Origin of the sequence: Duganella radicis (assembly GCF_009720825.1) — a bacterium.
Classification (GTDB): Bacteria; Pseudomonadota; Gammaproteobacteria; order Burkholderiales; family Burkholderiaceae_D; genus Rugamonas; species Rugamonas radicis.
The window spans coordinates 112,957-124,516 of record NZ_WNKY01000016.1 but is presented as its reverse complement, the minus strand read 5'-3'; the positions used below and the strand labels follow the sequence as shown (position 1 = coordinate 124,516).

General features: G+C 65.2%; 8 protein-coding genes. 5 read left to right on the top strand and 3 right to left on the bottom strand.

The window, feature by feature from the left end; genetic code table 11:
- On the bottom strand, positions 1–1,238 hold a 1,238-nt coding region (locus GM676_RS16300), incomplete at its 3' end, for a sigma-54-dependent transcriptional regulator (RefSeq protein ID WP_155464753.1).
- A gap of 153 nt (positions 1,239–1,391) precedes the next feature.
- Here GM676_RS16300 and GM676_RS16295 point away from each other — a divergent pair.
- Genes GM676_RS16295 through GM676_RS16285 form a run of 3 tightly spaced genes read left to right on the top strand, consistent with a single transcriptional unit; the run spans position 1,392 to position 5,795 of the window.
- Entirely contained in the window at positions 1,392–2,681 is a 1,290-nt protein-coding gene (locus GM676_RS16295; protein ID WP_229262721.1) for an efflux RND transporter periplasmic adaptor subunit, read from the top strand.
- A 31-nt stretch (positions 2,682–2,712) separates the two neighbouring features.
- A complete protein-coding gene (locus GM676_RS16290) occupies positions 2,713–3,393 on the top strand; it encodes an ABC transporter ATP-binding protein (RefSeq protein WP_155464752.1) in 681 nt (226 codons plus the stop codon).
- The gene (locus tag GM676_RS16285; protein ID WP_155464751.1) at positions 3,390–5,795 is read left to right on the top strand and encodes an FtsX-like permease family protein; all 2,406 of its coding nucleotides are present in this window, start codon (positions 3,390–3,392) and stop codon (positions 5,793–5,795) included. The genes GM676_RS16290 and GM676_RS16285 overlap by 4 nt, the downstream gene beginning before the upstream one ends.
- A 45-nt stretch (positions 5,796–5,840) precedes the next feature.
- Here the strand turns inward: GM676_RS16285 and GM676_RS16280 are convergent, their stop codons facing one another.
- Entirely contained in the window at positions 5,841–6,671 is an 831-nt protein-coding gene (locus GM676_RS16280; RefSeq protein WP_155464750.1) for an FKBP-type peptidyl-prolyl cis-trans isomerase, read from the bottom strand.
- A 105-nt stretch (positions 6,672–6,776) separates the two neighbouring features.
- The gene (locus GM676_RS16275) at positions 6,777–8,657 is read right to left on the bottom strand and encodes a potassium transporter Kup (RefSeq protein ID WP_155464749.1); all 1,881 of its coding nucleotides are present in this window, start codon (positions 8,655–8,657) and stop codon (positions 6,777–6,779) included.
- A gap of 206 nt (positions 8,658–8,863) precedes the next feature.
- Here GM676_RS16275 and rarD point away from each other — a divergent pair, with 206 nt between their 5' ends.
- Both rarD and ettA read left to right on the top strand, forming a co-directional pair.
- On the top strand, positions 8,864–9,739 hold the full coding sequence (gene rarD, locus GM676_RS16270; protein ID WP_155464748.1) for an EamA family transporter RarD: 876 nt from the start codon (positions 8,864–8,866) through the stop codon (positions 9,737–9,739).
- Between the two features lie 69 nt (positions 9,740–9,808).
- On the top strand, positions 9,809–11,476 hold the full coding sequence (ettA, locus tag GM676_RS16265; protein WP_155464747.1) for an energy-dependent translational throttle protein EttA: 1,668 nt from the start codon (positions 9,809–9,811) through the stop codon (positions 11,474–11,476).
- Positions 11,477–11,560: the final 84 nt, after the last annotated feature.

The following is an 11,560-nucleotide window of genomic DNA, read 5'->3' as shown; positions in this document are numbered from 1 at the left end:
GGGCCGGGCGCCGGCATGCCAGCCGCGCCGTGTGCGGCAGCGCCGGTCGCCCCGGCGCTGGCCGCTGCGAGCAGCGCCGCGTTGGCGGTCACCAGGCCGAAATCGCTGATCGCGTATTCCACGCCCTGCCCGAGAATGGCCGCGCGCTCGCACGCGTGGCGCAGGGCGCGCACGTTGCCGGGCCAGTCATGCCGCAGCAGCGCATCCCATGCCGCCGCGCTCACATTGCGCGCCGGACGTTCGTACTGCGTCTCATACATCCTCAGATAATGCTGCAACAGCAGCGGCACATCCTCGCGCCGCTCACGCAAGGGCGGTACGCGGATCACAATGGTATTCAGGCGAAACAGCAAATCCGCCCTGAACACCAACGGATCGAACAAGCGCGCCTCTTCCAGATTGGTGGCGCTGATAATCCGCACATCGATAGACTCCGGCTTGTCCGCGCCAATCGGCGTCACCTCGCGCCGCTCCAGCGCCGTCAGCAACTTGGCCTGCGCCGCCAGCGGCATATTGCCGATTTCATCCAAAAACAGCGAGCCGCCGCGCGCCGCCTGGAAACGTCCCGCCCTGTCAGCCTTCGCATCGGTGAACGAGCCTTTGCGATGCCCGAACAGCTCACTCTCAAACGTCGACTCGGGCAACGCGCCCATATCCACCGCCAGCAAGGTGCCAGCCGCCCGGCGCGACGCCGCATGAATCGCCCGCGCCACCAGCTCCTTGCCAACGCCGTTCTCACCCAGCACCATCACATTGGCCTCGGTCGGCGCAACGCTGGCGATCAAGGCCTTCAATTCCCGCATGGCGCGCGACTCGCCCATCAACTCCGGCGACCCCGCCGCGCCGCCACGCACCGCCTCGCGCCGCGCCAAAGCCTGATCCACCGCCGCGATCAGCCGCGCGTTATCCCAGGGCTTGGTGATGAAATCGCCCGCCCCGCGCTTGAGCGCTTCCACCGCCAGCGGCACATCGGCATACGCCGTCATCGCAATCACGGCCGGAGGGCGCGCCTGCGCGCGCAGCACATCCAGCAACGCCAGGCCTTCCGCACCGTTGATGCGGCCCGGCGTGAAGTTCAGATCCAGCAGCACCACATCCGGCACACCGCGCGCCAGCAAGGCTGGCAAGCCCGCCGGATCGCACAGCGTGGCCACCTGCCCATAGCGGCGGCGCAGCAGCAATTGCGCGGCCGTGGCCACGTCGGCATCGTCATCGAGGATCAGGATATAGGCAGACATGCGGCCATTCTAGCAGCCGTCCAAACGCTGTAAACGTCCACCTCCGCAGCCTGTCCGCTAGCGGACAGCGGCAAGTGTTCGGAAATGAACACTCACCACCCTAAAACCGCGTTTTCAGCATGGCACAGCGTTTGCAGTAAGGCCCGCATGCACATGAAAAAAAAATTTGAGCCCGCCACGCCGCACACCGGCGCCGCCATGGATGTGGTGGTGCCGCGCCGTCGCGGCAAGCGCATCGCCATCATCGCCGCCGTGCTGGCGGCATTGGCGACCGGCGCCGGCGCGTTGTGGGCCTGGATGCCGCACGGCTTGCAAATCGACGGCGCCGACCTGCGTACCGGGCAGGCCGCGCGCGGCGTGTTCGTCGATGAAGTAATCGTGCGCGCCAGCGCCGAGCCGCTCAGCTCCGTCATTCTCGACGCAGTGGAATCAGGCCGCGTGGAAGAAGTTTTCGCTACCGATGGCGCGCTGGTGAAACAAGGCCAGCTGCTGTTCCGCATCTCCAACCCGCAGCGCAACCTGGAACTGCTGGCGCGCCAGTCCGAGCGCGCGGTCAGCATCTTCAACTTGTCCAACCTGCGCGTGGCGCAGGAGGCCAGCGCCAGCGACCACCGGCGCCGGCTGGACGATTTGCAATTCGCGCTGGATCAGGCCAGCAAGCAGCACGCACGCAATATCAGGCTGGCCGCGCAAGGCTTCATCTCCGCCGTGGCGCTGGAGGAATCGGCCGACCGCCTCGCCCAGCAACAGCGCGCGCTGACGCAGGAGCAGCAAGCCGCGGCAGCCGAATCGCGTGTGCGCGCCCAGGCCGACCAGCAGCTGGAAAGCGCGGTGCATGGCCTGAACTCCGGCCTCAAACTGGTGTCGGCCACGGTCGAGGCGCTGGCCGTGCGCGCGCCGGTGGCGGGGCGCCTGACCAACTTCCGCCTGCAAGTGGGCGAATCCATCGCCACCGGCAAAAACATCGGCCGCATCGACGATCCGGCGCGCTTCAAGCTCTCCGCCAGCGTGGACGAGTATTACCTGAACCGCATGGTCGTCGGCCGCCACGCCCGCGTGCAGCAGGATGGGCGCAACTATGCCGCCGACATCGCCACCATCTACCCGCAAATCAAGGATGGCCGCTTCGGCGTGGAACTGGTATTCACGCAGGGGCAGCCGCCGGTACTGAATCCCGGCCAGAGCCTGGATGCGCGCATCACGCTGGGCGAACCGGCCAGCGCCCTGCTGCTGCCCAACGGCGCCTTCATCAACGACAGCGGCGGCGCCTGGGTCTACGTGCTGGATGCGGCGGGCCGCAACGCCGACCGACGCACGGTGCGCATCGGCCGCCGCAACAACAGCCAGGTCGAAGTGCTGGAAGGCCTGAACGCGGGGGAGAAAGTCATCCTGTCCAGCTACGCGGCGTATGGAAATGCGCCACGGCTGCAAATTTCGCAGTAACCTCTCACTACAACACACAAGGTAGACACATATGCTCAAACTCGTCGGCGTCAGCAAAATTCATCAAGCGGGAGAGATCCAGACCACGGCGCTGGACCGCATCGATCTGCATATCGAAGCGGGCGAATATGTCGCCATCACCGGGCCGTCGGGCTGCGGCAAGTCGACCATGCTCGGCATCCTCGGCCTGCTGGATGTGCCGACGCGCGGCGAGTACTGGTTCGAAGGCCAGAACGTGGCCGGCTGGAGCGAATCGCAACTGAACAAGCTGCGGCGCGGGCGCATCGGCTTCATTTTCCAGAGCTTCAACCTGATCGAAGAACTGACTGTATTTGAAAACGTGGAACTGGCACTGGAGTACAACGGCACGCCCGCGCGCGCGCGGCGCGAGCGCGTGACGGCCATGCTGAATAAGCTCGGCGTGGGCCACCGCGCCGGCCATCGTCCATCGCAACTGTCCGGCGGCCAGCAACAGCGCGTGGCGATCGCGCGCGCGCTGGTGTCCGGCCCCGCCGTGCTGCTGGCCGACGAACCGACCGGTAATCTCGACAGCGCCCACGGCGATGAGGTCATGCGCCTGCTGCGCGACATCAACGCCGAAGGCACGACGGTGGTCATGGTCACCCACTCGCCCGACCACGCCGCCCAGGCTTCGCGCACCCTCAACCTGCTGGACGGCCGCGTGATGGTCGACGCGCTGCAAGCGGCATGATGTTGCGCGACTTCCGCATGGGCTGGCGCCTGCTGCTGCGCCATCCGCTCAACACCGCCATCGAACTGCTGGGACTTGCGGCCGGCTTTGCCGTCTGCTTTGTGCTGCTGACGTTTGTGCAGTACTCGTTCAGCTACGACCGCGATGTGCCGCAGCGCGAACAGGTGTACGCCATCAAGCATCGCCTCAACTTCATCCCGCAACCGCAGTGGATGGAATACACACCCTTCGCACTGCGCGGCGTCGCCCTGCAAAGCGGACTGCCGCTAGAAGTCAGCGCATGGTGGCCAAGCCAGGCGGCGATGAACCAGGATGGCGTGCTGCGCATGGTCGACATCACGGCGGTGGATCCGGCCTTCGAACAGATCGCCGGCCTGCGTGCGCTGCAAGGCGATCTGCATGCAGCTCTCACGCGGCCGGACGGATTGGCGCTGACGCGGCAAGCGGCGCTCCAGCTGTTCGGCAAAGCCGGTGTGCTCGGGCGCACGGCGGTGTTGAATGGGCAGGCGCTGCAAGTACGGGCGCTGTTGCCGGACCGCCCTTCCAACAGCACCATGCAATTCGGCGCACTGGTGGGGATCGGCAGCGCACTGTGGAACGAGCAGGAACGCAAGCAGGTGCTGGACAACTGGATGGGCATCAACGGCCGCATTTACGTGAAGACCAGCGCCAGCCCGCAAGTGCTGCAAGCGGCGCTGCAACAGGCCGTCGATACCGCGCCATGGGCCAGCATGGCCACGCCGGAAATGAAAGCGGCGCTGGGCGAACGCAAGATGGTCGACTTGGCGCTTGGTCCGCTGGCCGAGGCCTATTTCGACCGCACCGTCGCTAACACCATGGGCTCCGGCCCGCGCGGCGACATGCGCGTGGTGCTGGCGCTCGGCGCGGCCGGTTTGCTGATCTTGCTGCTGGCGGTGGTCAACTACATCAATCTGGCGACGGTGCGCGCGGTGCGACGCCAGCGCGAAATCGCCGTGCGGCGCGTGATGGGCGCCTCCACCCGACAGCTGCTGGCGCAGTTCATGAGCGAGGCCTTGCTGCTGTCGGTGGCCGCGGCGGCGCTGGGCGTGCTGCTGGCATGGCTGCTGCTGCCGCTGGCGTCCGAACTGCTGCAACGGCAACTGAATGACGCGGTGACGCCGCTGTCGGTGACGGCCTGTCTGGCCTTCGGCGCGCTGGTCGGCCTGCTGGCCGGTGTGTATCCCGGCTGGCTGGCGGGCGGCGTCGACATGCGCGCCACGCTGGCGCAACGCAGCGGCGAAACCGCCAGCGCCGCCTGGCTGCGGCGTGCGCTGACGGCACTGCAGTTCAGCGCCGCCATCGGCATGGGCAGCTTGGCGCTGGCCATGCTGTGGCAGACCCGCTTTGCCGCCGAAGCCCCGCCCGGTTTCGATCCGTCGCCGCTGCTGGTGATCGATATGCCGATCGCGCTCAACCAGCCGCCGGCCGACGCCTTGCGCGACGCGCTGGCGCACCTGCCCGGTGTGGCGGGCGTGGCCGACAGCCGCAATGTGCCGGGCCGCGACGACCACACCGGCACCCGCGCCAGCAGCACCGTCAAGCACGTGGACGGCAGCAGCGTGGCGATGCCCATGCAAATGGTGGGCAAGGACTTCTTCCAGGTGTACGGCATACAGCCGCTGGCCGGCCGCATGTTCGACGTGCGCGACGCGCACGCGGCGGCGGAGGATGAACAAAGCGTGGTGCTCAATCCATCCGCCGTGACCGCGCTGGGCTTTGCCTCCGCGCGCGCGGCCATCGGCCAGCGCATCAATGGCACGCAGTGGCGCGTGGTGGGCGTGGCGCCCGACCTGCGCTGGGAAACGCTGCGCGATCCGGTGCGGCCGCTGATGTACCAGCTGTCGCGCGACAGCGGCTTGTTCACCGTGCGCCTGGGCGGCGCGCGGGCCGACGTGGAACCGGCCATCCTCGCCACCTGGCAGCGCTACTTCCCGGCCCAGCCGCCAACGATACGGCAGGCCGCCAGCTACTACGCCCTCGCCTATGCCGACGACGTGCGGCTGGCGCGCCTGCTGGCCTGCGCCACGGCGGTGATCCTGGTGCTGGCGTCGTTCGGCATCTACGTGCTGGCGGCGCACAGCGTACAGCGGCGCGCGCGCGAGATTGTGCTGCGCAAGCTGCATGGCGCCGGCCGCGCGGCGATCGCCTCCCTGGTCGGACGCGAGTTCCTGCTGCTGACAGCGGCGGCGGCCCTGATCGCACTGCCGCCGGCCTGGCTGGCGATCGCACGCTACCTGGCGCCGTTCGCCGAGCACACGCCGTGGAGCGCATGGGCGCCGCTGGCGGCGCTGGCGTTCGCCCTGCTGGTGGCGGCGGCGGCCACCGCGCGCCACACCTGGTCCGCCATGCGCATCGCCCCGGTGCAGGTGCTGCGGGCATAAAAAAAAGGCAGCCCGCAGGCTGCCTTTTCTTCACATGCGGTCCGCTTACTTCACGGTCAGCAGCTCGATGTCGAACACCAGCGTGGCGTTAGGCGGGATCTTGTCGCCGGAGCCGGCGATGCCGTAACCCTGGCCAGGTGGCACGATCACGGTACGCTTGCCGCCGACCTGCATGCCGGTGACGCCGATGCTGAAGCCGGTCACCACGCCGGTGCCCACGGTGAACGCGAATGGCGTGCCGCCGACGTTGGTGTCGAACTGGGTGCCCTTGAAGTCCGCCTTGGTGGCGTCGTACAGCCAGCCGGTGTAGGTGACGGTGACCGCGCTGCCGCTGACGGCGGCGGTGCCGGTGCCCACTTTGACGTCGGTGAAGGTGGTCGAAGGCACGTACACCGCCTTGGTGACATTCAGCAGCTCGAAGTCATACACCATCGGCGTATTCACCGGGATGGCGTCATACGTCACGCCATTGATTTTTGTCTCCGCGCGTCCGTTGGCGCCGTAAGCCAGATTGGCCGGCAACACCGTGGTGCGCTTGCCGCCCGGTTGCATGCCCAGCAGCGCCTGATCCCAGCCCGGCGCCGGCAGGCTCACCGTTGGAAGCACGCCCACGCCAACCGTGCCGACATAAGAGGCGCCCACATCGACCACCTTGCCCTTGAGGTCGGACTTGGTCGAGTCATACAGGTAGCCGGTGTAATTGAACGTCACGGTATCGCCGGCGGCCGCCGTCAGGCCAGTGCCAACCACGGTGGTGGTCAGCTTGTATTCCGGTTGGGCCACGACCACGGCGGTCGGAGCCTTGGCGCCGCCACCGCAGGCGGTCAGTACCGCTACGCAGGCCGCAGCGGCGATAAATTGCAACTTCGATTTCATTATGTACCTTTGATGAGTATTCGTATTCAGGCGTCCCGGCGCAGAAGTTTAGCAGACCGCGCCACTTCCACTCCCGGCACTACATTCAGTTACATTATTTTGTCTTCAAATTTCCACTTGCGTGCCAAGTTCAATCACACGGTTGGGCGGAATCTGGTAGTAGTCGGCGGCGCCGCGCGCATTGCGCGACATGGCCACGAACAGGTGCTCGCGCCAGGTCGCCATGCCGGAACCCGGCGCCGAAATCACGGTCTGGCGGGCGATGAAGAAGGAGGTCTCCATCATCTCGAACGGCAACTCCAGGCACTCGCACAGCCGCATCACGCGCGGGATGTCCGGTTCATCCTTGAAGCCGTAGTAGATATTCAGCTGGTAGCACTGGTGGCCCAGGTCGGTCACCTTGACCTGCTCGGCCTCCGTCACATACGGCTCCTCGATGATGTGCACGGTCAGGAACACCACGCGCTCGTGCAGCACCTTGTTGTGCGACAGGTTGTGCAGCAGCGCGTGCGGCACGCCATCGCTTTCACCGCGCATGAAGATGGCGGTGCCGTACACGCGGGTCGGCGGCGCCACGAACAGCGAAGACAGGAACTCTTCCAGCGGAATCGCGTGCTTTTGCAGATTCTCGAACACCAGCTCGCGGCCGCGTTTCCAGGTCAGCATCACGGTGAACAGCACCACGCCCAGCAGCAGCGGGAACCAGCCGCCGTGGAACAGCTTCAGGGTGCTGGCCGAGAACAGGGCGATGTCCAGCGCCAGGAAGAAGCCGGTGGCGCCAAAGCACAGCACCAGCGGCAGGTGCCAGCGGTAGCGGATCACGAAGAAGGTCAGCACGGTGGTGGCCAGCATGGTCGCGGTGACGGCGATGCCGTAGGCGCCGGCCAGCTTGTCGGAAGAACCGAAGCCCACCACCGCCAGCAGCACCACCACCAGTTGCAGCCAGTTGACCGCCGGGATATAGATCTGGCCGATCTCGCTGGCCGAGGTGTGCAGGATACGCATGCGCGGCAGCAGGCCCAGCGCGATGGCCTGCTTGGTCATCGAGAAGGTGCCGGAGATGGTGGCCTGCGAGGCGATCACCGCCGCCAGCGTCGACAGCACCACCAGCGGGTACACGCTCCACTCGCCCAGTTGATGGAAGAAGGGATTGGTCACCGCGTCCGGGTGCGTCAACAGCAGCGCGCCCTGGCCCAGGTAGTTCAGCGCCAGCGCCGGGAACACGATCATGAACCAGGCGGCGCGGATCGGTTTCTTGCCGAAGTGGCCCATGTCCGCATACAGCGCCTCGGCGCCGGTCAGCGCCAGCACCACCGCGCCCAGCGCGACGAAGGCGATCATGCTGTTTTCGTACATGAAGCGCAGCGCATTGAACGGATTGAGCGCGTACAGCACGCGTGGCGCCTCGACGATGTTCACCAGCCCCATCACGGCCAGCGTGGCAAACCACACCACCATGATGGGGCCGAAGAAGCGGCCGATGCCGGCGGTGCCGTGGCGCTGCATGGCGTACAGGGTGATCAGCACGATGATGGTGAGCGGGACGATGTACTGTTCCAGTCCCGGCGCCGCCACCTCCAGGCCTTCGATCGCGCCCAGCACCGAGATGGCCGGCGTGATCACGCTGTCGCCGTAGAACATGGTGGCGCCGAACACGCCCAGCAGCATCAGCGGGTAGTGCCATTTCGGCGCCGCCTTGGTGACGGAATTGAGCGCCAGCGCCATCAGCGCCATGATGCCGCCCTCGCCGCGGTTGTCGGCGCGCAGCACCAGGCTGACGTATTTGAGCGAAACGATGATGGTCAGGCCCCAGAAAATCAGGGAGATGATGCCCAGCAGATTGCCCTCGGTCAGCGCCAGGCCATGCTCGGGATCGAAGACGGTTTTGAGGGTGTAGAGAGGACTGGTACCGATGTCGCCATAGACAATGCCGACAGCGGCCAGCGTGAGTGCCGCGAGACTGCTTTTCTTATGTTGCTCGGTCAAGGTTGCACCTGTTGTTGTTTTGGTGCATTGCACAATAGGCCAAGCGTAGGCAAAAGGCAAGAATATTTTGGCATATGGAGACGTTCCAAACGGTCAATACCGAGAGTGTACGCCGCCGCGGACGCGAGCGCGAGAGCGGCGCCTGCGGAGCGCGCGCGGATGAGCGATAATGATCGACCTACTCTTACTTTTCGCAGTCGCACCCCATGAATTCAGGAATTTTGTACGCGACGTCGGCCTTTCTGTGCTGGGGCTTGTTCCCGCTGTACTTCCACGCCATCAACGAGGTGCCGCCGCAGGAAATCCTGGCGCACCGCATGCTGTGGTCGCTGCTGTTCCTGGTGATCGTGCTGACCGCGCGCCAGCAGTGGAAATGGCTGCCCAAGGTGCTGCAACAGCCGCGCATCCTGCTGAGTTTTATGGCAAGCGCCCTGCTGCTGACGGCCAACTGGGGCGTCTACATCTGGTCGGTCAACAACGGCCACGTGATCGACGCCAGCCTCGGCTACTTCATCAATCCGCTGGTGAATGTGCTGCTGGGGCTGGTGGTGCTGAAAGAGCATCTGCGGCGCGGCCAATGGATCGCCATCAGCGTGGCGGCCGCCGGCGTGGCCTGGCTGACCTGGCAGGCCGGCCAGCTGCCGTGGATTGCCTTAATTTTGGGCATCACCTTCGGCGGCTATGGCCTGCTGCGCAAGACGGCGGCACTGGCGGCGCTGGAGGGCCTGTCGCTGGAAACCATGATGTTGTTCCCGCTGGCGCTGATTTACGTACTGTGGCTGAGCTTCCATGGCCAGAACACCTTCATCAATACCCCGCACGACAGCACCCGCTGGTTGCTGGCGGCGGCCGGGCCGATCACCGCCATCCCGCTGCTGCTGTTCGCGGCCGGCGCGCGCAAGATCCCGATGGCGGTGCTGGGCTTGCTGCAATACCTGTCGCCCACCATGCAGGCGCTGCTGGGCGTGTGGGTGTTCCATGAAGCGTTCACGGCCGAGCGCATGACCGGCTTCCTGATCATCTGGGCGGCGCTGATCCTGTACGTGGCCGAAGGGCTGTGGGTCGGCAAACGCGCTAAATAGTGGGAAGATGGCGGGATTTATCGTATCCTGTCGTCCTTCCCTGCATTTATACCTTCACTGAGATTCTCAATGGCAAATTACGTCTATACCATGAACCGCGTGGGCAAAATCGTCCCGCCCAAGCGCCAGATTCTGAAAGATATTTCGCTGTCCTTCTTCCCGGGCGCAAAGATCGGCGTGCTGGGCCTGAACGGCTCCGGTAAGTCGAGCTTGCTGAAAATTATGGCAGGCATCGATACCGACATCCAGGGCGAAGCACGCCCGATGCCGGGCCTGAGCATCGGCTACCTGCCGCAGGAACCGCAGCTGGACCCGGAAAAAACCGTGCGCCAGGAAGTCGAGTCCGGCCTGGGCGAAGCGTTTGAGGCGCAAGCCAAGCTGGAGGCCGTGTACGCCGCCTACGCCGATGAAAACGCCGACTTCGACGCGCTGGCCAAGGAGCAGGAGCGTCTGGAGTCGATCATCGCCGCGGCCGATGGCGGCAACCTCAACCTGCAACTGGAAATGGCCGCCGACGCGCTGCGCCTGCCGCCGTGGGATCAGAAAATCGGCGTGCTGTCGGGCGGTGAAAAGCGCCGCGTGGCGCTGTGCAAACTGCTGCTGTCCAAACCGGACATGCTGCTGCTCGACGAACCGACCAACCACCTGGACGCGGAGTCGGTGGAATGGCTGGAACAATTCCTGGTGCGCTTCCCCGGCACCGTGGTCGGCATCACCCACGATCGCTACTTCCTCGACAACGCCGCCGAGTGGATCCTGGAACTGGACCGCGGCCATGGCATTCCATGGAAGGGCAACTATTCCTCGTGGCTGGAGCAGAAGCAGGACCGCCTGAAGCAGGAAGAAGCCACCGAATCGGCACGCCAGAAGGCGCTGCAAAAGGAACTGGAATGGTCGCGCCAGAATCCGAAGGCGCGCCAGGCCAAGTCGAAAGCCCGTCTGGCCCGCTTCAACGAGCTGAGCGAGTACGAATACCAGAAGCGCAACGAGACGCAGGAGATCTTCATCCCTGTGGCCGAGCGTCTGGGCAATGAAGTGATCGAATTCAAGAACGTGTCGAAGGGCTTTGGCGACCGCCTGCTGCTGGACAATGTGTCGTTCACGATTCCGCCGGGCGCCATCGTCGGCATCATCGGCCCGAACGGCGCCGGTAAATCGACCCTGTTCAAGATGATCGCCGGCCTGGACCAGCCGGACAGCGGCGAAGTGGTGATCGGCAAGACCGCGAAAATCTCGCTGGTGGACCAGAGCCGCGACAAGCTGGCCGACGCCAAGACCGTGTTTGAAGACGTCTCGGGCGGCGCCGACATCCTGAGCGTGGGCCGCTTCGAAATGCCGTCGCGCGCCTATCTGGGCCGCTTCAACTTCAAGGGCGCCGACCAGCAGAAAATCGTCGGCAACCTGTCGGGCGGTGAGCGCGGCCGTCTGCACCTGGCCAAGACCCTGCTCAAGGGCGGCAACGTGCTGCTGCTGGACGAACCGTCGAACGACCTGGACGTGGAAACCCTGCGCGCGCTGGAAGATGCGCTACTGGAGTTCGCCGGCTCCGTGATGGTGATCTCGCACGACCGCTGGTTCCTGGACCGCATCGCCACCCACATCCTGGCGTTTGAGGGCAACTCGCAAGTCACCTTCTTCGACGGTAACTACCAGGAATACGAAGCCGACAAGAAGAAACGCCTGGGCGAAGAAGGCGCCAAGCCGAAGCGTATCCGCTACAAGCCGCTGACCAACTAAGCGCCTATTGGCTCGGACCCGACCCGAAAGCTGGCAACGGCTTTCGGGTTTTTTATTTCCTGATTTGGAAAAGTGCATTGCCGG